We start from the raw sequence: 26,616 nt of genomic DNA, 5'->3' as shown, positions 1-26,616 counted from the left end.
CGAGCCATCGTTCAGTTCAGAGCGGAACCTGTGCTCAATCCGCCGAAGCCCCCGACTTCTTCACCAGTTCCGCCCAGCGCGGAATCTCCTTGGCCATGTGCGCCGCCAGCGCTTCTGGGGTGCTGCCCACGATGTCCATGCCCAGCTGCGTGTGCAGCTTGTCCACCACGTCGGGCTGCTTGAGGGCCTTGACGATCTCGGCGTTCAGCCGCTGGACCACGGCCTTGGGCGTGCCCTTGGGGGCGTACACGGCCTGCCAGGACGACATCTCGAAGCCGGCCACGCCCGATTCGATCATGGTGGGCAGCTCGGGCGCGAGGGCGATGCGCTGGCCGGTGGTCACGGCCAGCAGCTTCACGCGGCCGGCCTTGGCCAGGGGCAGGGCGGCGGTCATCTGGTCGAACATGAACGACACCTGGCCGGCGGCCACGTCGGTGAGGGCGGGCGGCGTGCCCTTGTACGGCACGTGGGTGAGCTTCACGCCGATCAGGTCGCCGAACATCTCGCCCGCCAGGTGGGTGGAGGTGCCCGCGCCCGACGACGCGAACATGCGTTTGGACGGGTCTTTCTTGAGCAGCTCGATCAGTTCCTTGACCGAGTTCACGCCCAGCGCGGGGTTGACGATGAGCACGTTGGGCAGCGTGGCCACCAGGGCCACGGGCTCGAAGTCCTTGACCGGGTTGTACGACAGGTTCTTGTACAGGCTGGCGTTGATGGCGTGCGTGCTGATGGTGCCCCCGAAGAGGGTGTAGCCGTCCGGCGGGGCCTTGGCCGCGTACGAGGCGCCGATGCCGCCGGCCTGGCCGGGCTTGTTGTCCACCACCACCGATTGCTTGAGCGCCTCGCCCAGCTTGTTGGCGAGCACGCGGCCGATGATGTCGGTGGAGCCGCCGGGCGTGAACGGCACGACGTAGGTGATGGGCTTGGCGGTGGGCCATTCCTGGGCGCCCGCAAGGAATGGGGCCAGGGCCAGGGCGGCCAGCAGGGCGGTGTGTCGGATGAATCGCATGGGGTTTGTCTCCGGGTGTCGTTGTGGTGCTGCGATGTGGGGAAGGGGGAACAGCGGAAAAAAGCGGTTCGGGCGGTGTGTGCCGGGTGTCAGCGGCCTTTCTCGGCGCGCCAGGCGGCGAAGTCGCCGTGGGTGGCGGGGTCGGTGGGCGGGTACAGGCCGATGATCGAGCGGCCTTCCAGCACCTTCTCGGTCACGAAGTCTTCGAAGGCGGTCATCTCGGTGGCTTCGGCGGCGATCTCATCGGCCAGGTGCGCGGGGATGACGATGACGCCCTCGCCATCGCCCACCAGCACGTCGCCGGGGAACACGGCCACGTCGCCGCAGGCGATGGGCCCGTTGATGTCGATGGCCTGGTGCAGCGTGAGGTTGGTGGGCGCCGAGGGGCGCTGGTGGTAGGACGGCATGTCGAGCGCGGCGATCTCGGGCGTATCGCGAAAGCCGCCGTCGGTGACCAGCCCGGCCACGCCGCGCTTCATGAGGCGCGAGGCGAGGATGGAGCCGGCCGATGCGGCGCGCGCGTCCTTGCGGCTGTCGATGACCAGCACGGCGCCGGGCGGGCAGTCTTCCACGGCCTTGCGCTGCGGGTGGTCGGGGTTCTTGAACACGTCGATGGTGTTCAGGTCTTCGCGCGCCGGGATGTAGCGCAGCGTGAAGGCCTCGCCCACCATGTTGGCGCGGCCGGTGCGCAGGGGGTGGACGTTCTGCAGGAACTGGTTGCGCAGCCCCTTCTTGAAGAGGGCGGTGCACAGCGTGGCGGTGCTGACGTGGGCGAGGCGGTCGCGGGTGGCGGGGTTCAAGGGCATGTCTCCGGGGGTCAGAAGATGTCGGGCTCGGGCACGGGGGCGCCGAAGCCGGTTTCGAGGAAATCGAAGTCGCAGCCCTGGTCGGCCTGCAGGATGTGGCGGCTGAACATCCAGCCGTAGCCGCGCTGGTAGCGTGCGGGCGGCGGCGTCCAGGCGGCGCGGCGGCGGGCGAGTTCTTCGTCGCTCACCTCCATGTGGATGCGGCGCGCGGGCACGTCCACGGTGATGAGGTCGCCGGTTTTCACGAGCGCCAGCGGGCCGCCGATGTAGGCCTCGGGCGCGGCGTGCAGGATGCAGGCGCCGTAGCTGGTGCCGCTCATGCGCGCATCGGACAGGCGCAGCATGTCGCGCACGCCCTGCTTCACCAGCTTCGCGGGGATGGGCAGCATGCCCCATTCGGGCATGCCGGGGCCGCCCTGCGGGCCGGCGTTGCGCAGCACCAGGATGTGGTCGGCCGTCACGTCGAGGTCCGGGTCTTCCACCGCGGCCTTCATGCTGGGGTAGTCGTCGAACACCAGCGCCGGGCCGGTGTGCTGCTGCAGGTGCGGCGCGCAGGCGCTGGGCTTGATGACGGCGCCGTCCGGCGCGAGGTTGCCGCGCAGCACGGCGAGCGCGCCCTCGGCGTAGATGGGGCTGTCCAACGGGCGGATCACGTCGTCGTTGAACACGGCGGCGCTTTCGATGTTCTCGCCCAGCGTGCGGCCGGTGACGGTGCGCGCACCCAGGTGCAGGTGCTGCGGCATGCGCGACATGAGGCCGGGCAGGCCGCCGGCGTAGTAGAAGTCCTCCATCAGGTAGGTGTCGCCGCTGGGCCGCACGTTGGCGATCACGGGCACGTGGCGGCTGGCGGCGTCGAAGTCATCCAGCGTGACGGCGCAGTGCGCGCCCGCGCGGCGCGACATGGCCACCAGGTGGACGATGGCGTTGGTGGAGCAGCCCACGGCCATGGCGACGTTGATGCCGTTCAGGAACGATTCGCGGCTCAGCAGCTTCGCCGGGGTTTCGTCCTGCCAGACCATCTCGACGATGCGGCGGCCGCTCTCGGCGCTCATGCGCACATGGTTGGCGTCCGGCGCGGGGATGGACGAGGCGCCCGGCAGCGTCATGCCGATGGCCTCGGCGATCGCCGTCATGGTGCTGGCCGTGCCCATGGTCATGCAGGTGCCGTGGCTGCGGGCGATGCCGCCTTCCACCCCGAGCCACTGCGTCTGCGTGATCTGGCCGGCGCGGCGCTCGTCCCAGAGCTTCCACGCGTCCGAGCCCGAGCCCAGCACCTGCCCGTTGTAGTTGCCGCGCAGCATGGGGCCGGCGGGCACGAAGACGCAGGGCAGGCCCATGCTGATGGCGCCCATCAGCAGGCCGGGGCCGGTCTTGTCGCAGCCGCCCATCAGCACCGCGCCATCGACCGGGTGGCTGCGCAACAGCTCTTCGGTCTCCATGGCCAGCATGTTGCGGTAGAGCATGGTGGTGGGTTTGACGAAGGCCTCGGCCAGCGAGATGGCGGGCAGCTCGATGGGAAAGCCGCCCGCCTGCAGCACGCCGCGCTTGACGTCTTCCACCCGCTGCTTGAAGTGGCCGTGGCAGGGGTTGATGTCCGACCACGTGTTGACGATGGCGATGATGGGCTTGCCCACCCAGTCTTCGGGCGCGTAGCCCATTTGCATGATGCGGGAGCGGTGGCCGAAGGAGCGCAGGTCGTCGGGGGCGAACCAGCGTGCGCTGCGCAGGGACTCGGGGGTGCGGCGGGTCGTCGTCATAGGCTCCATTACAGGTTTCGGTGCATTAAAGCACTAATATATTAGTACGTCAAAATCGTGCGGTGCGACAATCCGCCGCCTATGAACGTGAGAGACAAAGTCCGCCTCGACCGGTCGCGCCATGCGGCGCCGCAGATCTTCGAAAAGCTGCGCGCGGCCATCGTGTCGCTGGACCTCACCCCCGGCACCGTGCTGGCCCGCGCCGAACTGGCCGAGCGCTTCGGCATCAGCCAGACGCCCGTGCGCGATGCGCTGATGCGGCTGGGCGAAGAGGGGCTGGTGGACATCTTTCCGCAGCACGCCACGGTGGTGAGCCGCATCGACGTGGCCGCCGCGCGGCAGGCCCACTACCTGCGCCGGTCCATCGAGCTGGAGGTGGTGCGCACGCTGGCGCTGCAGGGCGGCGAGGCCGTCGCCCGGCGCCTGCAGGCCCAGATCGGCGTGATGCAGGCCGCCGCCGACCCCCTGGAGCCCGAGGCGTTCTCGCAGGCCGACCTGGCGTTCCACCGCCTGATGTACGAGGCCGCCGAGGTGCCGCGCCTGTGGGAGCTGGTGCGCAGCCACTCCGGCCACGTGGACCGTCTGCGCCACCTGCACCTGCCCAGCGCGGGCAAGGCCGCGTCGGTGCTGGCCGACCACCGCCGCATCGCCGAGGCCATCGCGCAGGGGGACGCATCCGGCGCCCAGGAGGCGCTGCGCACGCACCTGTCGGGCACGCTCAGCCAGGTGGACGAGATCTGCGCCCGCCATCCGGAGTACGTGAACGCCGACTGAAGGCGGAGCGCAGCGGACCCGGGCGGCTCGGGGCGAAAGGGGCCCGCGCCGGCCCATGGTCAACCCCATCGGCCTCCAGCGCAATATCTACTAGGGCATACCGCTATTTAATTGATAGCAATCGAATCAGGCAACGAACCGGATGGTCTGCGCCACCAGGCCGAAGGTGCCGGCGGCCACCTGCGCCTGGATCTCCACGGAGCGGTTCTCGGCCAGGTCGGACGCGGTGCCGCCCTCGAAGCGGGCGCTGGCGTAGTGGACCGGCACGCCGCGCACCACGATCACCGAGGCCGCCGGGATCACGCGCTGGATCGATCCCTTCACGTCGAAGCTGCGGCTGGCCAGGCTGCCGGCCTCTTCCAGCGCGATCTCGCTCGCATTGAACTGGCCGCTCATGAACACGCCCTTCACGTCCACGCGCCGGCCCAGCGCCAGGCCCGCAGGCGGGTTGGCCACGCCGCTGGCGTTCACCGGCACGCCGTTCACGCTGAAGGCCGTGTTGCTGGTGAACGCGGTGACGTAGCCCTTGAGTTCGACCGCCACGTTGCTGCCGCTGGGCAGCGTCACGCTGCTGGCGGTGGTGCGCAGGGCCGAGGCCACCCAGCGCCCGGACGCGTCGGGCGCCGTCTGCAGCTCCACGCGGGCGTACTGCCCGTTGGCGATGCCGGGGGCCTGCGGCGCAACGGCGCCGTAGGCGATCACCGCGCCGCCGATGCGGAAGGTCTGCGCCGTGCCGTCCAGCGCAGCGACCACGCCGCGCAGCTTGTAGCGGGTGGGCACGGGCTCGTCGCGCACCACCAGCGTGGCGCTGTACAGCCCGTCGGGGTTGCGCAGGCCGAACACCTGCACCACCTGGCCCACCGCCAGGCTGGCCGCGCCATTGGGCAGGTTGTCGCTATAGAGCGTGGCATCGGCCCACTGCACGGTCTGGCCCAGCACGGCGAAGGTGCGGGCGGCGGTGTCGATGGCGGTGATGGGCCCCTCGATCTCGCTGCGCAGGCTGATGGTCGAGGCCACGGAGCGGCGCAGCCCGCTGGCGTCCACCGCGATGCCCGAGCCGTTCACCTCCACCACCATGCCCAGCCGCAGGGCGGCGGTGGTGACGGCCTGGCCGGCATCGTCCAGGATGCGCGCGGCGGTGTCGTCGTAGCGCAGGTTGTTGACGATGATGGAGCCGAAGCCGCTGATGGGGCCGCTGGAGAACGACGCATCGGCCGTGCTGCCGACGCCGGAGACATCGCCACCGCCGCCGCCCCCTCCACCGCAACCGAACAGCGCCAGGGTGGCGGAAGCCGCGCCACCGGCCAGCAGGCGGCGGCGCGCGGGGGATGACGGGTGGACAGCAGGGAGCAAGGTGGACTGCATGGAAACCTCCGAAGGCGATGGGATGTTGAAACGGCGAGGCCGGGCGGCGCTGGCGGTTGAGCGGCCAGAACCGATGCCGCGCGCCACGCCAGCGCCTGGCGGCATCTTGGAATCACCGGTCGCGCCGATGATTTCAATATGTGTACTTACTTGTTCAGTTTTAGAAGGGATTTGGCCACGGCGCCGACCGGGCTTTGGCGGGGCGCCTGTCTCGATACCTCTCGATACCGCGCCTGGCGTGCGCTGCGGCGCGCAGCCGAACGCCGAGCCGACCGTGCAGCCACAGCCATTTCATTTCGAAACACTTGTGTACGCTTTAGCGTTTCGCGCCACGCCGGGCCCTGCGTGCCCTGGTGAAAAAACCAACGCCTCAGCCATGCGGAAGCCAGCGCAGGGGGCCTGCGATCGTTCCCAGTCGTTTTCACCGCCGGGCTGGTCATTCCTGCACCTGCGGCGGATAATCCAGGCACTTCCTCGCCCTCCACCGGAGCACTCCCATGGCCTCTGTTTCCTCGATCGCCGCCTCCGGCCTGCGCGCCGCCCAGGTGCGCATGGATGTCTCCGCCAACAACGTCGCCAACATGAACACCCCTGGCTTCAAGCGCCAGACGGTGGACCAGGAGGCCGTGGCCTCCCAAGGCGGCGTGGCCACCACCAATGTGGGCCGTGCGGCGCAGGAAGGCGCCTCGCTCGAGGCCGATGCGGTCGACCAGATCTCGGCCACCTATGCATTCAAGGCCAATCTGCAGGTGTTGCGCACCGAAGGCCGCATGATGGGCTCGCTGCTCGACACGCGGGCCTGAACCGCCGGATACGCCTCTTGCCCGTCCGCTGGGCCAGCCCGGGCCGACGGCAGCCTGGCGGCCCTCTTTCCTTTTCCCTCTTCTCTCAGACCATCACAGCGCGCCGGCCAGGCCGGCCAGCCGCTCGATCAGCCAATGCTGAAACGGCCCGCCCGCCTGCCGGGGGCGTGAATCAGAGGTGGTATTCATGGCCGCTTCCTCAAGCCGCCAGGGGCGCATCGCCGGCCGCTGCCGCGCGGCGGCGGGCCGCCCGCTCCCAGGCCTTTTCGTGGAAGAAGAACGCCACCGCCTGGACCGTGGGCTCCAACAGGCTCAGCGTGATCGAGGCGATCAGGTTGCCGGTGACCGCGTAGGCCACCAGGGCCGCCACACAGATGTGGATGAGGTAGTAGCTGCCCGTCTTCATGAGGGTGGGCAGGTTGCGGAGCGTGGCTTGGCGGATGCGGGACATGGCGGACTCCTGTGGGGCAATCTCGGATGGGAACGAACAACTGCACGAATGCTAGTGATTCGCATTGGCGAGCGCCAATTGATCGTGTCCAACGCCGCGATAGCCAAGCCCCGGGGCGCCGCTATGATGGCCGCACTTTCCAACCCTCCGCACACCTCGAACGGGAGCACCGCATGGCCCTCATGGACTTCATCAAGAAACAGTTCATCGACATCATCCAGTGGACCGAGGACAGCGACGGCACGCTGGCCTGGCGCTTCCCGATGCGGGACATGGAAATCCAGAACGGCGGCACGCTCGTGGTGCGCGAGTCGCAGATGGCGGTCTTCGTGAACGAAGGCCAGGTGGCCGACGTGTTCGGCCCCGGCACCTACAAGCTCACCACGCAGACGCTGCCGGTGCTCACCTACCTGAAGAACTGGGACAAGCTCTTCGAGTCCCCGTTCAAGAGCGACGTGTACTTCTTCAGCACGCGCCAGCAGGTGGACCAGAAGTGGGGCACGCCACAGCCCATCACCATCCGCGACAAGGATTTCGGCGCCGTGCGCCTGCGCGCCTTCGGCAACTACGCCTTCCGCGTGGCCGACCCCAAGCTGTTCCACACCGAGATCTCGGGCACGCGCGCCGAGTACACCGTCTCCGAGATCGACGGCCAGCTGCGCGGCCTGGTGCTGCAGAACATCAGCAACGCCATCGCGGGCAGCGGCCTGCCGTTCCTCGATCTGGCGGCCAACCAGGTGATGTTCGCCGAGGCCCTGGCCAAGGAGCTGCAGCCCGCGTTCGCCAAGATCGGCCTGCTGCTGGAAGGCATGACGGTGCAGAACGTCTCGCTGCCCGAAGAGCTGCAAAAGATCATGGACCAGAAGATCGGCATGGGCATGGTCGGCAACGACATGGGCAAGTTCATGCAGTACCAGACGGCGCAGGCGATCCCGAAATTCGCCGAAGGCTCGGGCAACGGCGGCGGCGGCATTGCCGGTGACGCCATGGGCCTGGGCGCCGGCGTGGCGCTGGGCCAGGTGCTGGCGCAGAACCTGCAGCAGGGCCTGCAGGGCCAGAACCCCGCCGCGGCCCAGCAGGCCGCAGCTGCCGTGGCCGCCGCGCCTGCGGCGGGCGTCAAGCCCGAGGACGTGATGGCCACGCTGGAGAAGCTGGGCGAACTCAAGGCCAAGGGCATCCTCACGCAGGAGGAGTTCGACGCCAAGAAGGCCGAACTGCTCAAGAAGTTGGTCTAGTCTTCGCTATCGATTGAATAGCATCCTGCCCAATCGATACTAGGGCAGGAGGCCAAAAACACTCAAAAAACATGGCCGAGAGCGGCACCCAGCGTACCTACCGCGCGCCCTGCCCCGGCTGTGGCGCCCCGGTCGAATTCAAGAGCGCGCAGTCCACCCACGCCGTCTGCCCCTACTGCCAGAGCACGGTGGTGCGCAGCGGCGAGGTGCTCACGCGCGTGGGCAAGATGGCCGAGGTCTTCGACGACCACAGCCCCCTGCAGCTCATGGCCAGCGGCCGCATCGTGCTGGACGGGCAGGACCTGCCCTTCACGCTGATCGGGCGCCTGCAATACAAGGGCGACGCCGGCACCTGGACCGAGTGGAACGCCTTCCTCGAAGACGGCAGCACCGCCACGCTGGGCGAGGACAACGGCGCCTACGTGTTCACGCGGCCGGCCGCGGCGGGGCGCGAGCTACCCGCGGCCGAGCAGTTCCGCGTCGGCATGACCACGGCGGTGGCCGGCAAGCCCTACAGCGTGGCCGCCAACGTGCAGGCGCAGCTCATCTCCGCCCAGGGCGAACTGCCCAAGCTGCCGCCGCTGGGCCACCCGTTCAGCATGGTGGAGCTGCGCAGCGCGGACGGCGAGGTGCTGTCGATCGACTACGGCAGCACACCCCCGAAGGTGGACCGCGGCCGGGCCGTGCAGCTCGAGGATTTGAAGCTGCAGGGCTTGAAAGACGCCTCCGCCAAGGACGAGACAGGCCGCCAGTTCAATTGCCCGAACTGCGGCGCGCCGGTGCCCGTGAAGCTGGGCAGCACCAAGAGCCTGACGTGCCCGTCGTGCCACAGCCTCATCGACCTGTCCAGCGGCCTGGGGGCCGAACTGCGCCACGCGGTGCAGGACGAGCCGGTGAACCCGCTCATCCCGCTGGGCCAGACCGGGCAGCTGGAGGGCGTGCACTGGCAGGTCGTGGGCTTTCAGCACCGCATGGGCGTGGAGCCGGGCGACGACGAGCATTTCGGCTGGGACGAATACCTGCTCTACCACCAAAAGCGCGGCTTCGCCTTCCTGGTGGACGCGACCGACGGCTGGAGCCTGGTGCGGCCCACCACGGGCGCGCCGCAGCTGACCGGCGGCGGCCAGAGCGCCACCTACCTGGGCACCACCTACCGCCTGTCCAGCCAGTACGACGCCGAGACCACCTACGTGGCCGGCGAGTTCTACTGGCCCGTGGAGCGCGGCCAGAAAAGCGCCAACCGCGACTTTGCCAGCAGCACCGGCCGCGGCATGCTGTCGATGGAGCAGACCCCGCGCGAGATCACCTGGTCCAGGGGCAGCAAGATCGACAGCGCCGTCGTGGCCCAGGCCTTCAAGCTGGACGGGCAAAAAGACCTGTTCCAACGCGCGGATGCCGCGCCGCTGGCCAGCGCCACCAGCATGGGCTGCATGACCATCATCGTCATAGCGGTCATCCTCATCATCATCCTGCTGCTGATGAGCAACTGCTCGGGATCGTCGGGCGGCGGATACCGCAGCTCGGGCGGCTCCTTCGGCGGGTATTCCAGTGGGGGCGGGCACAAATGACGGCACAGCAACGCCCCCGCGCGCTCTTGTTGCATCCACTTTTCATCTGACGGAGGTCATCATCATGGCTCTTGAATGGCTGCGGCCCGCCGCGTTTTTCGGCTCCATCCTGTTCGCGCTCATCGGCGTGCTGGTGTTCTGGGTGAGCTTCATCATCATCGACAAGATCACGCCCTACGACCTGTGGGCCGAGATCGTCGAGAAGCAGAACAAGGCCCTCGCCATGGTGGTGGCGGCCATGTGCCTGGGGATCAGCATCATCGTGGCGGCGGCGATGCACGGGGGGTGAGGCGCGGGGCAGGGGGCGGATGGCCGCCCGAATGCCCTTTTTTTGGCCAGATTCCAAATACGAATCGTTATCAGTAACGTTACAATTTTGCTCTTTCCGATACAGACGGCTGCCCCTGCCGGGCGGCCGTTTTCTTTTCCAGAGAGAGCGAATGACACATCCGGACCATGCACCAGCGGCCGCCGCCCTGGCCTTCTTCCATTCCCGGGCCACGGCCACCGCGGCGGCGCTGCTCGCCGGCATGGCGGGCCTGCCGGCCACCGCCCTGTCCCAGCCGCAGGCCGAAGCCGCATCCCAGGCGGCCCTGCCCACCGTGCACGTCACGTCGGAGTACGACGCCGACGATGTGCGCCCCGAAGGCGTGACCACGGCCACCAAGACCTACATGGCGCCCAAGGACATCCCGCAGACCATCGACACGCTGGAGGTCAACAAGTACAAGAGCTACGGCATCAACGACCTGGCCGTCATGCTGGACGGCGTGCCCGGCGTGAACACCAAGTACGACATGCGGGGCGAAGGCGTGATGATCCGCGGCTTCAACGCCGACTCGGGCGACATCTACCGCGACGGCGTGCGTGAAAGCGGCCAGGTGCGCCGCAGCACCGCCAACGTGGAGCGCATCGAGATCCTCAAGGGCCCGGCGTCGGTGCTGTACGGCCGCAGCAGCGGCGGCGGCATCATCAACATGGTGAGCAAGCAGGCCCGCTTCGATGCCAAGAGCAGCATCAACCTGCGCGGCGGCTCGTGGGACAACGTGGGCGGCACGCTGGACATCAACCGCGTGCTGAACGAGAACGTGGCCGTGCGGCTGACGGCCGACCGCGAGCAGGCGAACAGTTTTCGCAGCGGCATCCGCAACCGCAATGAAATGGTCTCGCCCAGCATCCTCGTGGACACGCGCACCGGCCTGCGCTGGACCGGGCAATACACGTACGACACGGTGTGGCGCGTGCCCGACCGTGGCCCGGCCTACGACCAGCTGCCCGCCGGCGTGTCGATCCGCACCGGTTTCGCCCACCCCGGCGACATGGTGGAAGACCGGCTGCGCGTGCTGCGCTCGGACCTGAGCTACGACTTCAACCCGGCCTGGAGCGTGCGCTGGGTGGCGAGCAAGCGCGAGGCCAGCCAGGACTTCGACCACTACTTCGCCGGCACCTACTGCAACGCCCGGGGCCGCACCTCCACGGGCGCCAGCTGCGACTATGCCGGCCGCGTGCGGCCCAACTACGCCTGGCAGCAGACGCGCAACGAGACGCTTTCCAACACCGTGGACCTCACCGGCAAATTCACGCTGGCCGGCCTGCAGCACGACCTGCTCGTGGGCATGGAAGCCAGCGAGGAAGAGCGCCAGCCGCGCCTGTCCAGCGGCGCGGCCAGCTTCACCTACGACCCGCTGCGCCCCATTCCCTGGGCTCCCAAGCCCGCCCAGGGCGCGCCCACCCAGTACAACCTGCACGAGGCGCAGAGCCGCGCGCTCTACCTGCAGGACCTCGTGAGCCTGGGCACGCAGTGGAAGCTGCTGGCCGGGCTGCGCTACGACCGGTTCGACTTCCACAGCACCAACCTGCTCACGTCCGCCGGGCGCGGCTACGACGGCGACTCGGTCAGCCCCCGGCTGGGCGTGGTCTGGCAGCCGGTGCGCGAGCACAGCATCTATGCATCGTGGAACAAGAGCTACTCGCCCTACGGCGGGCGCGGCATGATCACCGTGGACACCTCGGCCAGCGCCGTGTACGACGACGAGCCCCAGCATTCGCGCCAGTTCGAAATCGGCGCCAAGAGCGACTGGCTGGACGGAAAGCTGTCCACGCAGGTGTCGGTCTACCAGTTGGAGCACTACAACATCCGGTACCGCCCCGATGCGGTCAACGACCCGTTCACCTGGGCCGTGCGCGGCAAGGAGCGCTCGCGCGGCATCGAGTTCAGCGCGGCCGGCCGCGTGGCGCCCTCGTGGTACGTGCGCGGCGGCGTGGGCCTCATGAGCGCCAAGGTCACCGAGGACCGCAGCGCGCCCGCGAACGTCGGCAAGTACCTGCAGGACACGGCCCAACGCAATGGCAACGTCTTCCTGCGCTATGCGCCGCAGGGCCCATGGTACGGCGAGATCGGCGTGACGCACACCAGCGCCCGCTGGCTCAACGCGGCCAACACCTCGCGCCTGCCGGGCTACACCCGCTGGGATGCCATGGTGGGCTGGCGCGCCGCGCCCTGGACCGTGACCGCCGCGGTCACCAACCTGCTGGACAAGGAATACTGGCGCTCCGTCGACATGCCCGGTGCGCCGCGCGGCGTGCTGGTGAGCGCCACCTACCAGTTCTGACCCGGGAGCCCGGGCGATGCCGGGCGGGCGAAGAAGGCGCCCTCGCCCGGTGGGCCTGCGGCGGCCGCCGCCGGGGCCCATCCCGCAAAATAGCGGCTTGACCGCCGCTGCCCACCCCACCCCTTCCGCCGCGCCCGCGCCCCGCCCCATCGACATCGCGCTGCTCGCCAGCGTCTTCGTCGTCGCCGCCTGCGGCCTGCTCTACGAGCTGGCGGCCGGCGCGCTCGCCTCGTACGTGCTGGGCGATTCGGTGCTGCAGTTCTCCACCATCATCGGCACCTACCTCTTCGCCATGGGCGTGGGATCGTGGCTGTCGCGCTACTTCGAACGGCAATTGCCCGCGCACTTCCTGCGCATCGAACTGCTGGTGGCCCTGGTGGGCGGCGCGCTGCCGGCCACGCTGTTCCTGGCCAACGCCTATGCGCCGGGCGCGTTCCGCGTGCTGCTGTACGGCATGGTGCTGCTGGTGGGCACGCTGGTGGGGCTGGAGATTCCGCTGGTGATGCGCATCCTCAAGCGCAACGCGGTGCTGAAGGACCTGGTTTCGCAGGTGCTCACGTTCGACTACCTCGGGGCGCTGGCGGTGTCGCTCGCGTTCCCGCTGCTGCTGGTGCCGCACCTGGGGCTGATCCGCACGGGGCTGCTGTTCGGCCTGATGAACGCGGCGGTGGCGCTGTGGGCGGTCTGGCTGTTCCGCCACGAGCTGCGGCGCCTGCGCGCGCACGTGCTGGCCTGCGTGGCCGTGTTCGGCGTGCTGCTGGCGGGGCTGGTGGGCGCGGAGCACATCACGCGCTTTGCCGAGGACAAGTTCTACCAGGACCGCATCGTGGTGAGCCGTGCCACGCCCTACCAGCGCATCGTGGTCACCGAGGGCAAGGCGGGGCACCGGCTGTACCTCAACGGCAACCTGCAGTTCGCCGAGCGCGACGAGTACCGCTACCACGAGGCCCTGGTGCACCCGGCGATGGCGGCGTTCGCCTCGGGCGGCGCCGGGCCGCGGCGCGTGGCGGTGCTGGGCGGCGGCGACGGCATGGCGGTGCGCGAGATCCTCAAGTACCCCTCGGTCGAGTCGGTCACGCTGGTCGAGCTGGACCCGGCGATGACGCGCCTGTTCACCGACGACCCCACGCTCGCGCGGCTGAACGGAGGGGCGCTGTCCAACCCCAAGGTGCATGTCGTGAACACCGACGCGTTCCAGTGGCTGCAGCAGGGGAGCGTGGGGGCGCAAGACTCCAGCGCCGCAGGGCCGCCCCAAGGCGTGGGGGCGCAAGACTTTTTCGACGTGATCGTGGTGGATTTCCCCGACCCGACCAACTTCGCCATCGGCAAGCTCTACACCAACAGCTTCTACGCCCTGCTGGCGCAGCGCCTGTCCGCCAGCGGCTATGCCGTGGTGCAGACCACCTCGCCCCTGGTGGCACGCCAGAGCTTCTGGACGGTGGTGCAGACCATCGAGTCGCTGGGGCTGCGCACCGCCCCGTACCACGCCCATGTGCCCAGCTTCGGCGAATGGGGCTTCGTGATCGCCAGCCGCCGCCCCTGGCATCTGCCGCAGGCGCTGCCCGAGGGGCTGCGATTCCTGTCGGTGCCCACGCTGGCGCTGCTGTTCGACTTTCCGCGCGACATGGCGCGCGTGCCGGCCGAGGTCAACCGCCTGTCCAACCAGGTGCTGGTGCACACCTACGAGCAGGAGTGGGGTAAGGTGGCGGCCCACTGACCGCGCTGGCCGCCCGGCCGCACCGCCCACATGCAACGCCGCCAATTCCTCGCCGCCTCGGCCACCTCGGCCGCTGCCGCCGCCCTTGCCGGGTGCGGCGCCCCGCCCGAACTGGAGGGTGGCTTTGCCGGCATCGACATGGCGCGCGGCCACGCGCTGCGCGACCGGCTCCAGAAGGGCGGGCCGATCGAGCCCGACATCGTCCGGCGCACCCAGGTGGTGATCGCGGGCGGGGGCGTGGCGGGCCTGGCCGCCGCGCGCTCGCTGCGGCTGGCCGGCACCGACGACTTCGTGGTGCTGGAGCTGGAGGACACCGCTGGCGGCAACAGCCGCGCCGGCAGCGTGGCCGGCCTGGCCTGCCCGCTGGGCGCGCACTACCTGCCCGTGCCGGGCGACAGCGCGCGCGAGGTGCAGGACCTGCTGGAAGAACTGGGCCTGCGCCAGCGCGTGGCCGGGCGCTGGCGCTACGACGAGCGCCACCTGTGCCACAGCCCGCAGGAGCGCCTGTTCTTCCAGGGCCAGTGGCAGGACGGGCTGCTGCCCGTGCAGGGCGTGGGCGCCGAAACTCTGGCGCAGTACCGGCGCTTTTCCACCCGCGTGGCCGAACTGGGCCGCGCGGCGCCCTTCACCATGCCGGTGCTCAAAGGATGGAAGCCCAATCAGCCCCTGGCGCAGATTCATCTAGGGCTTGACGCTATTACTTTCATAGCATGGCTGGAGCAGGAGGGCTTCGACGACACGCACCTGCGCTGGTACCTGGACTACTGCTGCCGCGATGACTACGGCGCCGGCGTGGCGCGCGTGTCGGCCTGGGCGGGCATCCACTACTTCGCCAGCCGCCACGGCTTCCATGCCCCCGGCGATGCGGCCACCGAAGACCGCGAGGGCGTGCTCACCTGGCCCGAGGGCAACGGCTGGCTCACCCAGCGCCTGGCCGCGCCGCTGCAGGCCGGCGGGCAGCTGCGCACCGGCAGTTCGGTGCTGCGCATCGAGGAAACCCGCCAGGGCGTGGAGGTGGACGTGTTCCACCACGCGAGCGAGAGCGTGGAGCGCTGGCAGGCGCGCCGCTGCATCGTGGCGCTGCCGGTCTTCGTCGCGGCGCGCGTGGTGCGCAACCCGCCCGGCTTCCTGCAGCAGGCGGCGCAGCGCCTGTCGTGGGCGCCCTGGCTGGTGGCCAACATCCACATCGACGCCCCGCTGGCCGACCGCGAAGGCGCGGCCCCCGCCTGGGACAACGTGCTCTACGCCGACCCTACGCCCGGCGGCCTGGGCTACGTGAACGCCGGCCACCAGCGGCTGGACCCGCGCCCGGCCGCCACCGTGCTCACCTACTACCAGGCGCTGGGCGACGTGGCCGATGGCCGCCGGCAGTTGGCGGAGCAACCCTGGGCGCACTGGCGCGACGCCATCCTCGCCGGGCTGGCCGCGCCGCACCCCGACCTGGCCAAGCATGCGCGGCGCATGGAGATCACGCGCTACGGCCATGCCATGTCGATCCCTTTGCCGGGCACCCAGGCGTTTCTCAGCAAAATCGCGCCCCAGCGCCCGTCTGGCAAGCGCTATGCGCTATCGAATGGAGAGCGCGTGCCCGTGCCGCCCACGCCCGGCACCGCGCGGCTGGCGTTCGCGCATGCGGACTGGTCGGGCTATTCGGTGTTCGAAGAGGCTTTCACACGTGGGCACGCGGCGGCACTGGCCTGAGCGCTTTTCTCTGGCCCCCTCTGTCCATCAATGGTCATCGGTAAAGCCGTGATAGCTCCTGCGCAGCGTCAGCCCATGTTCTCTTCGAATGGAGTTTTCTGAAGGGACTTCGTCGGCATAGGGTCCGACGCCGATCGTGCGCAACTCCACGGGCAGCAGCGCTTTCTCCAAAGGACGGTCCGAGCCCTGATGACCAGAGGTCGAGGTGTCTTCCGAGCGGTGTGGCTGAATGCCGTGCAGGCTGTCCCGCGCATGGATCATTTCGTGGCCGAGCGTTGCAACGTAATGGTCTGCGCTCAACTCGTACTCATCCGAGTCCTCGGATGAAAACTTCATGCCGATGTCTGGATCGGTGCGGATCCAGACTTCGTCTGCGCCGGGAGTCTCCCTGCCGGGCATCGGGGCGGCCGCCACTTCGGGCATGAACGAATCGCCCGACGGACGGCGGCTCATGTAGCTGTCGATGTCGTCCCAATTGTCCATGGGCCGCAACTGCGTGTTGCCAGCGATCTGCTGGCAGGAAAGCGCTTGCGGCCAACCCCCTTGCGAAGGCGTCAGCACCACGCGCTTTCGGGGCGCCATGGTGGTGATGGATTCGATCTGCCGCAGCAGCGTGCGGCCGGAAGATTGGGACGCCAGTTGCTCCAGGATTTCCTGGTTGCGGCGCAAGAAATCCTGGTTCTTGGCTTCAAGGGCTTCCACCTGCTGGAGGGTGCGAGCGCCCGCTTCCTGCGGCCGGGGCGTATGGATGTAGACACCGGGAAAATCCGTGCGGTGGATGGGCATGGGACACCTCCTGGCGGCGTTTGCCGAAAAGGGAAAGACGCTACCGGCATCCCGGTCACGCGGCGGCCCGCGACGCGAAGGAAGTGACCAGGTTCCGAACGGCATCCCGGGAAGGGGTTGGGCACTGGCGAGCTCTCACAGACCATGGAGCCTGCAGGGATACCCCAGGCAGCCAATCAGCCCGCTTCCAAAATAGATATATCTTTTGTTTTTTAGATATATCTAATTTCCCCATGAAGCATGAATTCCTGGATGTGCGCCAGCCCCCTCTCGAGCGGCGTGGTGGCGGCCGCGTGTTCGGCCACGGCGGGCTGCGCCTCGTGCTGCTGCAGCTCATCGCCGACAAGCCGCGCCACGGCTACGAGCTCATCAAGGCCATCGAAGACCGGTTGAACGGTGCCTACAGCCCCAGCCCCGGCGTGATCTACCCCACGCTCACCCTGCTGGAAGAGATGGGCCATGTCACCGTCACCGCCGATGGCGGCCGCAAGCTGCACACGCTGACCGATGCGGGGCGCGACCACCTGGCCGAGCACCGCGCCGAGGTGGATGCGCTGCTGGCCCGCATGGCCAGCGGCCTGCCGATGCGCGGCGGCGGTCACGGTGAGCGCCCGGCGCCCATCGAGCGCGCCGTGCACAACCTGCGCCATGCGCTGCACCTTCGCCTGGCGCGCGAGCCGCTGGCCGAGGCGCAAATCCATGCCATCGCCGATGCGCTGGACGCCGCGGCGCGGCAGATCGAGCGCCTTTAGCACCTGTTCCCCGCCGGCCTGCAGGGCGCCCCAGAGCGACCGCCCCGGCCCCCGTTGCCCGGAGTGCGCCCCACGACGCCCTGGCCTCCCTCCGCAACGCCGGCATCGCCCCGGCAGAAAGCCCTGAAATGACCACACTGTCCGCTTCGACCACCACCCCAGCCACCTCTGCCGCCACCGCAGCGCAGCCTTCCCCCGAACTGCTGGCGGCCCGCGCGCCCCAGCGCATGCGCCATGAACTGCGCCGGCGCATCCTTACTGTGCAAAGCGCCGAGCGCGTCACGCCGCACTGCGTGCGCATCGTCCTCACCGGCCCCGACCTGGAGGGCTTTGACAGCGCGGGCTTCGACGACCACGTGAAGCTCATCCTGCCCGACCCCGCCACGGGCCGGATCGACTTTCCCGTGCCGGCGGACACCGGGGGCCTCGCGCCCGACTCGCCCCGGCCCACCATGCGCGACTACACGCCGCGCCACCACGACATCGCCGCGCGCACCCTCACCATCGACTTCGCGCTGCACGACGCGGGCCCGGCCACGCAATGGGCGCTGCAGGCCGCGCCCGGGCAGACCGTGGGCGTGGGGGGCCCGCGCGGCTCCATGGTCATTCCCACCGCCTTCGACGGCTACGTGCTGATCGGCGACGACACGGCCCTGCCCGCCATCGCCCGCCGCCTCACCGAACTGCCCGCTGGTACGCCCGTGCTGGTGCTGGCCGAGGTGGACGGCCCGGCCGACGAGCAGCCCCTGCCCACCGCCGCCGATGCCCGCATCGTCTGGGTGCACCGCCAGGGCGCCGAGGCCGGCACCGCCGAGCCCCTGCTGCAGGCGCTGCGCGCGCAGACCCTGCCCGCGGGCGACTTCCACGCCTGGGTGGCCTGCGAATCGGCCGTGGCCAAGGCCCTGCGCGCGCACCTGGTGGGCGAGCGCGGCGCCTACCCCAAGTGGGTCAAGGCCTCGGGCTACTGGCGCCGGGGCAGCGCGGCCACGCACGACACGCACGAGGACTGACCGGCAGGGATCGGCAGGCGCCGCGCGGGCCCCTCATGCGGGCCGCGCGGCCAGCCCCTGCGCCACATGGTCGATCCAGGCCCGCACCCGCGCCGGCAGAAAGCGGTTGGGCGGGTACAGCAGCCAGGCCATGCCGGAGTACGCCGTGGTGTGGCGCCAGCCGGGCAGCACGCGCACCAACGTGCCGGCCGCCAGGGCCGCCTGCGCCGTGAAGCCCGGCAGCGAGGCGATGCCCAGGCCGCCCAGGGCGGCCTCGCACCGCACCTCGCTGTGGTTGGCCACGTAGCGGCCGCGCACCTTCACCATGGCGGATTCCGCTGCGCCACCCCCGCCACCCGGCCGCTCGAAGCGCCAGTGCCGGTCGCGCTCGTCCTCGCCCAGGGGCAGGCAGTCGTGCTGCGCCAGATCGCGCGGGTGCTCCGGCAGGCCGCGCTGCGCCAGGTACGCCGGGCTGGCGCACACCACGTGTTCCACCGGCTCCAGCGGCCGGCCCGCCAGGCCCGGGGGCGGCGCGTCGGTGATGCGCACCGCCACGTCGATGTGCTCGGTGAACAGGTCCACGGTGCGGTCGGTGATGACCAGCTGCACGTCCACCTGCGGATGCGCGGCCAGGAAGGACGGCACCAGCGGGTGCAGCCGCTGGCGTCCGTAGGCCTTGGGCGCGCTCATGCACACCAGGCCGCTGGGCACGTCGGCATGGTGGCCGGCCAGCGCCAGCACCTCGCGCGCGCACGACTCCAGCCCCTGGCAGCGCGCGAACGCCGCGTGGCCCGCCTCGGTCAGGCGCAGGCGCCGGGTGGTGCGCTCCAGCAGCCGCACGCGCAGCACGCCTTCCAGGCGCGCCACCTGGCGGCTCACGGCCGACGGGGTCAGGCCCAGCTCGCGCGCCGCCGCGGAAAAGCTGCCCGCCGCCGCCACGCGGGCGAACACCGCCATGTCAGGCAGGCAGTCCAGGGCGTCATTTGTGCGCATGGGGAACCAATGTTGTTCTCTGAGGGGCCATTATCGATGGCGCGGCATGAATTTACGATCGCCGCATGACCACGCTGCCCCTCGCCCGCCCCGCCACGCTGCTGCGCAGCGCCGACCTCGTCCTGCTGCTGGTGGCCGTGGTCTGGGGCACCAGCTACGGCGTGGCCAAGGGGGCGCTGGCGTTTTACCCGGTGCTGGGTTTTCTGGCCGTGCGGTTTTTGCTCACGGCGGCGCTGCTGGCCCCGGCGTGCCTGCGGGCCACGCGGGCGCAATGGCACGGCGCCCTGCGCGCCGGCCTGCCGCTGGGCGCGCTGCTGATGGCGATCTTCGTGTGCGAGACCTATGGCGTGGCGCACACGCAGGCCAGCCAGGCGGCGTTCCTCATCAGCCTGTGCGTGGTGTTCACCCCGTTCGCCGAATGGTGGATGCTGGGCCGGCGGCCGGCCGGCGCCGTGTTCGGCTTTGCGGCCGTTTCGCTGCTGGGCGCGGCGCTGCTGGCGGGCGGCGGCCTGCAGATTCGATGGGGCCTGGGCGACGCACTGATGCTGGCCGCCGCCGCGCTGCGCGCCGTGACCGTGTGCGCCACCAGCCGCCTCACCCGGCGGCATGCCCAGGCGCCCATGCTGCTGCTCACCGCCGTGCAGTCCGCCGCGGTGGGGCTGGGGTGCCTGCTGGTGGCCGTGTCGCTGCCGGGCGGGCTGCCCGCCCTGCCGGCCGAGGGCGCCTTCTGGGCCGCGAGCCTGTACCTGGTGCTGGGCTGCACGGTGTTTGCCTTCATCGCGCAGAACTGGGCGCTGAAACACACCGCCCCCAGCCGCGTGGGCCTGCTGATGGGCACCGAGCCGGCCTGGGGCGCGTTGTTCGCCGTGCTGTGGCTGGGGGAGAGTCTGGGCCCGGTGCAATGGCTGGGCGGGGCGCTGATCGTGGGGGCGGCGTGGTGGACGCTCGCGCGCCAGCGCGCGGGCTGATCACCGGCTCGAAGCTCCCATTGCACCGCGACACTGCACGGCGATACTCCGGCAGACAACGCGCCCGCCCGAGCCGCAGTGGCGGCGCCGACCCCCACAAGGAGCTTTCCGATGACCGACCTTCGCGACATCCTGGCGCACCTGCGCGCAGGGCGCTGGAACGAGGCCCACCAGCAGGTGCAGGACGATGCGACGCCGCTGGGCGCCTGGCTGCACGGCATCGTGCATCTGCAGGAAGGCGACCTGGAAGACGCCGAATACTGGTACGACCAGGCCCAGCGCCATTTCCGCAGCCGCGGCACGCTGGAGCAAGAGATGCAGCGGCTGGAAGCGGCCCTGCCGCAGAAGTAGCGCTGGAAAGCGCCGCGCACGGGCGCGGCCCTGCACCGTCATGGCCCTGTAACGGCGCGCCGGCATCGTTGCGGTTTTCGTTCGCCACAAGCCATCGCATGCTGCCCTCTTTCCGCCTCGCCCCCTTCGCCCTGCTGGCCTGCGCCGCCGCCCTGCTGCCCGCCCACGCCCAGCAGGCCTTTCCCGCCACGCTCGCCGGCCATGCGGTGCTGCCGGCGCAGACCTTCATTCCCGCGCCCAAGGATGCCCCGGCCGATCTGCAGACCAGCGGCAAGTTCACCACGCCACAGCGCGTGGACCAGCTGGGCAGCGTGGAAGGCACCTCCGCCGGCCGGCCCACGGGCGTATCGCTGCCGTTCAAGGGCCAGCCCGCGCAGGGCCATTCGGGCATCAAGCGCATGGCCGACGGGTCGTTCTGGATCCTGACCGACAACGGCGCGGGGGCCAAGGCCAACTCGCCGGACTTCATGCTGTACCTGAACCACTACACGGTGGACTTCCGAAGCGGCCAGTTCAAGCGCCAGAAGACGGTGTTCCTGCACGACCCGGACAAGAAGGTGCCGTTCCGCATCGCCGAAGAGGGCACGAAGGAACGCTACCTGACCGGCTCGGACTTCGATCCCGAGAGCTTCCAGTTCGCCGGCGGCGCGCTGTGGATCGGCGAGGAGTTCGGCCCCTACCTCATCAAGGCCGACCTGTCCGGCCGCGTGCTGGCCGTGTTCGAGACGCAGGTGGACGGCAAGGTCGTTCGCTCGCCCGACCACCCGGCCATCGCCGCAGCGGGCGCGCCCGATGCCAAGGCGCCGGCCTTCGAGATCAAGCGCTCCAAGGGCTTCGAAGGCATGGCATCGTCCAGGGACGGCAGCAAGCTCTACGCGCTGCTGGAAGGCCCGGTGTGGAACGAATCGGCCAAGGCCTACGAAGCGGTGGAAGGCGGCAAGCAATACCTGCGCGTGCTGGAGTTCGACGTGAAGCAGGAAAAGTGGACGGGCCGCCACTGGAAGTACGTGCTGGAGGCCAACCACCACGCCATCGGCGACTTCAACATGATCGACGAGAACACCGGCCTGATCATCGAACGCGACAACGGCGAGGGCACGGCCGACAAGGCCTGCCCCGAGGGCCAGAAGCGCACCGACTGCTTCCACGACCTGGCGAAGTTCAAGCGCGTGTACAAGGTGGAGCTGACCGATGCCAACGCCGGCGCCGAGCTGCGCAAGGTGGGCTACATCGACCTGCTGAACATCCAGGACCCGCAGCGCCTGGCGAGAAAGCCCTTGAACAACGGCGTGCTCACCTTCCCGTTCTTCACCATCGAGAACGTGGACGTGGTGGACGCCACGCACATCGTGGTGGGCAACGACAACAACCTGCCGTTCAGCTCCAGCCGCGAGCCCAACCGGGCCGACGACAACGAGCTGGTGCTGCTGGAAGTGGGCGAGCTGCTGCGCGCGCGCTGAAACCCTGCAGGCGGCGGGCCCCGACCCGGGTGGCAAAATCGCCGCACCCTCGGGGCACCCGGTTGCGCGGCGCTGCCCCCGGCGGCCTTTTTCCACGCACCGGGAATCCACACGCATGTTCACTGGCATCGTCCAAGCCACGGCGGCCCTCGCCGCCATCCATGACCGCGAAGGCCTGCGGACCTTCATCATCGATTTTCCGCCCGGCTTCTGCCAGGACCTCGCCGTGGGCGCGAGCGTGGCGGTGGATGGCGTGTGCCTCACGGTGACCGAGCTGCTGCCGCCCAACGCGGCGGCGTTCGACGTGGTGCTGCAGAGCCTGAACGTGACCACCCTGGGCAGCTACGCCGTGGGCGACCGCGTGAACGTGGAGCGCGCGGCCAGGGACGGCGCCGAGATCGGCGGGCACCCGCTGTCGGGCCACATCGACTTCGCCACCACGCTGCAGTCGGTGCGCGAGTCGGACAACAACCGCGTGTGGCGCGTGGACATTCCGCCCGCCTTTCGCAAGTACATCTTCGCCAAGGGCTACATCGCCATCCACGGTGCGAGCCTGACGGTCTCCGAGGTGAACCGCGCCGAGGGCTGGTTCGAGGTGTGGCTGATCCCCGAGACGCGCCGCGCCACGGTGTTCGAGCACAAGCAGGCGGGCGACCGCCTCAACATCGAGATCGAGCGCAGCACGCAGGTGGTGGTGGACACCGTGCGCGAGGCGGTGCAGGAAAGCCTGGGGGCCCTGCAGCCGGTGCTGGAGGCGCTGCTGCGCGACAAGGGCCTGTCGCTCGAAGACTTCGTGCAGCCGCCCGTGCTGCCGCGCTGAAGGGCCACCGGGCTCCGGGTGTGGCAGCCGGCATCAAAACGGGCTTCAGCACATATTCCACTAGGGCGTATCGCTATTAATTCAATAGCAAACACCTGAACACGTCAAAGAATGACCAGCTCCCCGGCGCCCGTGTCCGCCCGGGGCTCGGCCAGCACCACGCGGTTGCGGCCCGTTTCCTTGGCGCGGTACATCGCCGCGTCGGCCTCGGACAGCAATTGGTCCAGCACCAGGCCGTGGCGGCCGGAATCGGCCACGCCGAAGCTTGCCGTCACGCGCAGCGGCTCGGGCGATGCCGGCAGCAGCAGCTGCAGGTTCGCCACCACCTCGCGCAGGCGCTCGGCCAGCCGCACGCCGTGCGCGGGGTCGCAGTGGCTCAGCAGCACCACGAACTCCTCGCCGCCGAAGCGGCCCACCAGATCGCCCAGCCGCAATTCGGCCCGCAGCGCGCGCGCCACCGACACGAGCGCCTGGTCGCCCACCGCATGGCCCCACTGGTCGTTGAGCATCTTGAAGCGGTCCACGTCCAGGATGACGATGACCACGCCGAAGCCGTGGCGCCGGGCCTGCGCGAGCACGCTTTCCGCCGCGTCGAAGAAGGCGCGCCGGTTGGGCAGGCCGGTGAGGAAGTCGGTGTTGGACTGCTCGCGCAGTTGCGCGATCAGGCTGTTGCGCTCGCGCTCCAGGGCCTCGCGCTGGCGGGTCTGCAGCTGCAGTTCGCGCGCGGCGCGGATCACCGCGGCCATTTCGTCGTTGGCGGCGGGCTGGGGCAGGGGCGCATCCAGGTCGTTGTTGGCCAGCGCCTTCAGCGCCCGCGCGGTCTGCACCAGCGGGCGCAGGACGCGGCGGTCCACCATCGACAGCGCCACCAGCAGCAGCGCCAGCAGCACCACCGAGCCCGCGGCCACCAGGCCGAGCATGCGCACGGCCCGGGTGTATTCGGCGCTGGCGCGCTCGCGCAGCTGGTTGAGCAGCGTGTCGCGCACATCGAAGATGGTGTTCATGTCGGGCACGTAGAGCGCCGCGAACCCTGCGGCGTCCAGTCCGTAGCGGCCGTTGCCCTCGCCGGCGGCGATCATGCGGTCGATGAGCGGCCCGGTGTCCCGGAAGTAGCGCTGCTGCACCGTCTGCCACGCCTGCGCGATGGGGCGCGGCTGCTCGGGCACCGAAAGCCGCAGCTCGATCAGGAAGCGCAGCTGCGCGATGCGCCCGCGCGTTTGCTCGATGGCCCGGCGTTCCTCGGCCGTGAACGGCTGCTGGCGCGCCAGCGCCGCCGTGAAATGCGAGCCCAGCAGCCCTGCGAACTCCCGCAGTTCGGCCGCGAGGCGCGCAACCTGCACGTCATCGGCCAGGGCCGGGTAGTGCTGCCGCGCGGCATTGGCCAGGCTGCTCGTGACCGGGGCCAGCAGCGGCACGATCGCCACCATGCCGTAGACGGCCGAACGGATCGACTCGGGCGCCCGCGCCTCGCGCGGCTGCGCCACCACCTGATCCACCCCCGCCCGGGCCGTGGCCAGCGCCATCTTGGCGGCGAGCACGCGCCGCGCGCCGTCGGCCAGCGTGGGATCGCCCGTGCGCGCTGCCAGCACGCCATGCAACGCGTCGAAGGCGCGGTCGGTGCGGGCACGGGCCTGCGCCAGCGGCTGCTGCAGTTCCGGCGGCAGGGGCGACGGGCCGCCCAGCGCCCCGTTGGTGGGACCGCGCTCGCGCGACACCATTTCGGCAGCGAGCAGCCCCGCGCGCAACTGGTCGATGGCCTCCACGCTGGCCGCCGACGCGCGCACCGACTGGTACTCCGTCGTGGCGATGCGGCCGACCAGCAGCATCGTGGCCAACACCACGAGGGCCCCGAAAAGGCGGAGGAATCGGCTTAAAGACATGGTGTCTGGCATCAGTACGGCGGGGCAACGGTATGGAAATTCTCTCACCTGCATCCGATCGGGGCGCTGCGGCCGCGAACGGATGGGCCAAATGGCGACGGTTTTCGGGGAATTGGCAACGAAAAGGTGCAAGAAATGCGCCTGCACGGGCCGGCGGGCACCGGCCGTAGGATGGAGGCCTTCGCTGCCCGTGCCGCCCCTTCGCACCGCCCACGCCCATGCCCGCCCACGCCCGATCCCACCCCCCGCCATCCGCCCCGCCCCGGGCGCGCCCGCTGGCCGCGGCCGATCTGCCCGGCCTGTTGCAGGTGCAGCGCGCCTGCTATGGCGAGGGGTTCGAGGAAAGCCATGCGGTGTTCCTGCGCCGCCTGGCGAGCCCGGCGCAGTGCTCGCTCGCCCTGGAGCGGGACGGCCACCTGTGTGCCTATCTGGCGGCCTACCGCTCGCTGCGGGGCAAGGTCACGCCGCTGCACGGCGATTTCGAGGCCGCCCAGGCCCCCGACACGCTGTACCTGCACGACATGGCCGTGTCACCCGCGCTGGCAGGGCAGGGCCTCGCGCAGGTGCTGCTGGCCGCGGCCTGGGCCACGGCACGCCGCGAAGGGCTGCGCCACAGCGCGCTGGTCTCGGTACAGGGATCGCAGGGCTACTGGGCACGGCACGGCTATGCCCCCGCACCGTTGCAGGACGCTGCGCAGCGCACGCGGCTGGCCACCTACGGCGAGGGCGCGGTCTACATGGTGCGGGCATTGCCGGGGGCGTGAAGCCCGGCGCCGGCCACATCGCTCAAGCGCCGCCGCCGCGCTCCTGCCCAGCCTGCGCGACGATCCAGTCGCGGAAACGCCGCAGCTCCGGATCGATGAGCGCGGGTGCCGCATAGACCAGGTGGTACGCCAGCGGCGTGGCCAACGCACCCGCCTGCACGCCGATCAAGGCGCGCGTGGCCAGCTCGCGCCCGATGAGCGCGCGGCGCACCAGCGCGAAGCCCCGGCCGGCCACGGCGGCTTCGATGGCGCCGTTGGAATCAGCAAACACCACGCCCTGTTCGGTGTTTACCCGAGGCATACGGTGCGCCTCGCACCACAGCCGCCAGTCGCCCCGGTGCTCGTCGTGCAGCAGGCGATGGCCGTCGATGTCGCGGGCGCGCGCGATGCGCCGCGGCGCGATGAGGCGGGGGCTGCACACGGGCACGAGATCGTCGGCCAGCAGCGCTTCTGCCCGCAGGCCCGGGTACTTTCCCATGCCGTGGCGCACCGCGAAATGCACGCCCTCGCCGGCCAGATCGACCGTGCGGTTGGTGGTGCTCACGTGCACGTCCAGGCCGGCTGCGTGCTGCTGAAAGTCCTGCAGGCGCGGCACCAGCCACTGCACGGCGAAGCCAGGCGTGCAGCTCACCAGCACGACGCGCCGCGCGCCGGCGGCCACCCGCGAGGTGGCGTGGCCGATGACCGCGAGCGCATCGCTGCAGGCCGACTGGTATTCGGCACCCGCCCGCGTGAGCGCCAGGCCGCGCGGCAGGCGCTCGAACAGCGTGCAGCCCAGGAACTCCTCCAGCTTGCGCACCTGCTGAGACACGGCGCCCGGCGTGACGTGCAGCTCGGCGGCGGCGCGGCGCACGCTCAGATGGCGCGCAGTGGCTTCGAAAAATCGCACGGCGATGAGGGGAGGCAGGCGCATGACCGTTCAGTCAAAATAAACAGTCGCGCAGCATAAATGGTTTGCGCGAACCCACCGGATTTCGAAGAATGGGCCTCCAGCGCCGGGGGCGGCCCGGGCCCGCCAGGGCTTGGCGAAAGCCTTCGGTTTCGTCGTTTCGTTT

24 protein-coding genes are annotated in these 26,616 nt (G+C 69.9%); 15 read left to right on the top strand and 9 right to left on the bottom strand.

Annotated elements, in window-relative coordinates; genetic code table 11:
- Positions 1 to 34: 34 nt before the first annotated feature.
- From AVME950_RS15785 to araD, 3 genes are all read right to left on the bottom strand, one after another.
- A complete protein-coding gene (locus tag AVME950_RS15785) occupies positions 35 to 1,009 on the bottom strand; it encodes a Bug family tripartite tricarboxylate transporter substrate binding protein (RefSeq protein WP_284409967.1) in 975 nt (324 codons plus the stop codon).
- An 89-nt stretch (positions 1,010 to 1,098) separates the two neighbouring features.
- On the bottom strand, positions 1,099 to 1,809 hold the full coding sequence (locus AVME950_RS15780; protein WP_284430544.1) for a ribonuclease activity regulator RraA: 711 nt from the start codon (positions 1,807 to 1,809) through the stop codon (positions 1,099 to 1,101).
- Between the two features lie 17 nt (positions 1,810 to 1,826).
- A complete protein-coding gene (gene araD / locus AVME950_RS15775; protein WP_284430543.1) occupies positions 1,827 to 3,572 on the bottom strand; it encodes an L-arabinonate dehydratase in 1,746 nt (581 codons plus the stop codon).
- 81 nt (positions 3,573 to 3,653) lie between these two features.
- Here araD and AVME950_RS15770 point away from each other — a divergent pair, with 81 nt between their 5' ends.
- A complete protein-coding gene (locus AVME950_RS15770) occupies positions 3,654 to 4,346 on the top strand; it encodes a GntR family transcriptional regulator (protein WP_284430542.1) in 693 nt (230 codons plus the stop codon).
- A 126-nt stretch (positions 4,347 to 4,472) separates the two neighbouring features.
- Here AVME950_RS15770 and AVME950_RS15765 read toward each other — a convergent pair whose 3' ends face one another.
- A complete protein-coding gene (locus AVME950_RS15765) occupies positions 4,473 to 5,711 on the bottom strand; it encodes a DUF5666 domain-containing protein (RefSeq protein WP_284430541.1) in 1,239 nt (412 codons plus the stop codon).
- Positions 5,712 to 6,208: 497 nt separating this feature from the next.
- On the opposite strand from AVME950_RS15765, the gene AVME950_RS15760 reads away from it, so the two are divergent.
- Positions 6,209 to 6,514, top strand: coding sequence for a flagellar basal body protein (locus AVME950_RS15760; protein ID WP_284430540.1), 306 nt, complete (start codon positions 6,209 to 6,211; stop codon positions 6,512 to 6,514).
- Positions 6,515 to 6,713: 199 nt separating this feature from the next.
- Here the strand turns inward: AVME950_RS15760 and AVME950_RS15755 are convergent, their stop codons facing one another.
- Positions 6,714 to 6,965 (bottom strand): DUF2061 domain-containing protein, encoded by a 252-nt coding sequence (locus AVME950_RS15755; RefSeq protein ID WP_272566451.1) that lies wholly within the window; start codon positions 6,963 to 6,965, stop codon positions 6,714 to 6,716.
- Positions 6,966 to 7,138: 173 nt separating this feature from the next.
- Between AVME950_RS15755 and AVME950_RS15750 the strand changes: the two genes are divergently transcribed.
- The 6 genes from AVME950_RS15750 (at position 7,139) to AVME950_RS15725 (ending at position 15,798) form a co-directional block, all read left to right on the top strand.
- A complete protein-coding gene (locus AVME950_RS15750; RefSeq protein ID WP_284430539.1) occupies positions 7,139 to 8,200 on the top strand; it encodes an SPFH domain-containing protein in 1,062 nt (353 codons plus the stop codon).
- Positions 8,201 to 8,271: 71 nt separating this feature from the next.
- Positions 8,272 to 9,768 carry a DUF4178 domain-containing protein gene (locus AVME950_RS15745; RefSeq protein ID WP_284430538.1) on the top strand — a complete coding sequence of 499 codons (1,497 nt, stop codon included), beginning with the start codon at positions 8,272 to 8,274 and terminating at the stop codon, positions 9,766 to 9,768.
- 64 nt (positions 9,769 to 9,832) lie between these two features.
- Entirely contained in the window at positions 9,833 to 10,057 is a 225-nt protein-coding gene (locus AVME950_RS15740) for a DUF350 domain-containing protein (protein ID WP_284397450.1), read from the top strand.
- Positions 10,058 to 10,208: 151 nt separating this feature from the next.
- Positions 10,209 to 12,380: a TonB-dependent receptor gene (locus AVME950_RS15735; protein WP_284430537.1), complete on the top strand. Its 2,172-nt coding sequence runs from the start codon at positions 10,209 to 10,211 to the stop codon at positions 12,378 to 12,380.
- A 97-nt stretch (positions 12,381 to 12,477) separates the two neighbouring features.
- Positions 12,478 to 14,097, top strand: coding sequence for a polyamine aminopropyltransferase (locus AVME950_RS15730; protein WP_284430536.1), 1,620 nt, complete (start codon positions 12,478 to 12,480; stop codon positions 14,095 to 14,097).
- A 30-nt stretch (positions 14,098 to 14,127) separates the two neighbouring features.
- Positions 14,128 to 15,798 carry an FAD-dependent oxidoreductase gene (locus AVME950_RS15725; protein ID WP_284430535.1) on the top strand — a complete coding sequence of 557 codons (1,671 nt, stop codon included), beginning with the start codon at positions 14,128 to 14,130 and terminating at the stop codon, positions 15,796 to 15,798.
- Positions 15,799 to 15,825: 27 nt separating this feature from the next.
- Here the strand turns inward: AVME950_RS15725 and AVME950_RS15720 are convergent, their stop codons facing one another.
- Complete coding sequence (locus AVME950_RS15720) at positions 15,826 to 16,584, bottom strand: M91 family zinc metallopeptidase (protein WP_284430534.1); 759 nt, start codon at positions 16,582 to 16,584, stop codon at positions 15,826 to 15,828.
- Between the two features lie 233 nt (positions 16,585 to 16,817).
- Here AVME950_RS15720 and AVME950_RS15715 point away from each other — a divergent pair, with 233 nt between their 5' ends.
- Entirely contained in the window at positions 16,818 to 17,336 is a 519-nt protein-coding gene (locus tag AVME950_RS15715) for a PadR family transcriptional regulator (protein ID WP_284430533.1), read from the top strand.
- Between the two features lie 128 nt (positions 17,337 to 17,464).
- On the top strand, positions 17,465 to 18,346 hold the full coding sequence (locus AVME950_RS15710; protein WP_284430532.1) for a siderophore-interacting protein: 882 nt from the start codon (positions 17,465 to 17,467) through the stop codon (positions 18,344 to 18,346).
- Between the two features lie 33 nt (positions 18,347 to 18,379).
- On the opposite strand, the gene AVME950_RS15705 is transcribed toward AVME950_RS15710, so the two are convergent.
- Positions 18,380 to 19,318 carry a LysR family transcriptional regulator gene (locus AVME950_RS15705; RefSeq protein WP_284430531.1) on the bottom strand — a complete coding sequence of 313 codons (939 nt, stop codon included), beginning with the start codon at positions 19,316 to 19,318 and terminating at the stop codon, positions 18,380 to 18,382.
- A 65-nt stretch (positions 19,319 to 19,383) separates the two neighbouring features.
- Here AVME950_RS15705 and AVME950_RS15700 point away from each other — a divergent pair, with 65 nt between their 5' ends.
- From AVME950_RS15700 to AVME950_RS15685, 4 genes are all read left to right on the top strand, one after another.
- Positions 19,384 to 20,286, top strand: a complete 903-nt coding sequence (locus tag AVME950_RS15700) for a DMT family transporter (RefSeq protein WP_284430530.1) — start codon at positions 19,384 to 19,386, stop codon at positions 20,284 to 20,286.
- Between the two features lie 111 nt (positions 20,287 to 20,397).
- The gene (locus tag AVME950_RS15695; protein WP_284430529.1) at positions 20,398 to 20,637 is read left to right on the top strand and encodes a hypothetical protein; all 240 of its coding nucleotides are present in this window, start codon (positions 20,398 to 20,400) and stop codon (positions 20,635 to 20,637) included.
- 98 nt (positions 20,638 to 20,735) lie between these two features.
- Entirely contained in the window at positions 20,736 to 22,097 is a 1,362-nt protein-coding gene (locus tag AVME950_RS15690; protein WP_284430528.1) for an esterase-like activity of phytase family protein, read from the top strand.
- 115 nt (positions 22,098 to 22,212) lie between these two features.
- On the top strand, positions 22,213 to 22,917 hold the full coding sequence (locus tag AVME950_RS15685; RefSeq protein WP_284409993.1) for a riboflavin synthase subunit alpha: 705 nt from the start codon (positions 22,213 to 22,215) through the stop codon (positions 22,915 to 22,917).
- Between the two features lie 104 nt (positions 22,918 to 23,021).
- Here AVME950_RS15685 and AVME950_RS15680 read toward each other — a convergent pair whose 3' ends face one another.
- Complete coding sequence (locus tag AVME950_RS15680) at positions 23,022 to 24,797, bottom strand: diguanylate cyclase (RefSeq protein ID WP_284407147.1); 1,776 nt, start codon at positions 24,795 to 24,797, stop codon at positions 23,022 to 23,024.
- Between the two features lie 218 nt (positions 24,798 to 25,015).
- Between AVME950_RS15680 and AVME950_RS15675 the strand changes: the two genes are divergently transcribed.
- Positions 25,016 to 25,561: a GNAT family N-acetyltransferase gene (locus AVME950_RS15675; protein WP_284430527.1), complete on the top strand. Its 546-nt coding sequence runs from the start codon at positions 25,016 to 25,018 to the stop codon at positions 25,559 to 25,561.
- Positions 25,562 to 25,583: 22 nt separating this feature from the next.
- Here AVME950_RS15675 and gcvA read toward each other — a convergent pair whose 3' ends face one another.
- Positions 25,584 to 26,474: a transcriptional regulator GcvA gene (gene gcvA, locus AVME950_RS15670; protein WP_284430526.1), complete on the bottom strand. Its 891-nt coding sequence runs from the start codon at positions 26,472 to 26,474 to the stop codon at positions 25,584 to 25,586.
- Positions 26,475 to 26,616 lie beyond the last annotated feature (142 nt).

The organism is Acidovorax sp. SUPP950 (assembly GCF_030158935.1).
Classification (GTDB): Bacteria; Pseudomonadota; Gammaproteobacteria; order Burkholderiales; family Burkholderiaceae_C; genus Paracidovorax.
Note: the sequence above shows the minus strand (reverse complement) of the source record. Positions and strands in the feature narration are given on the sequence as shown.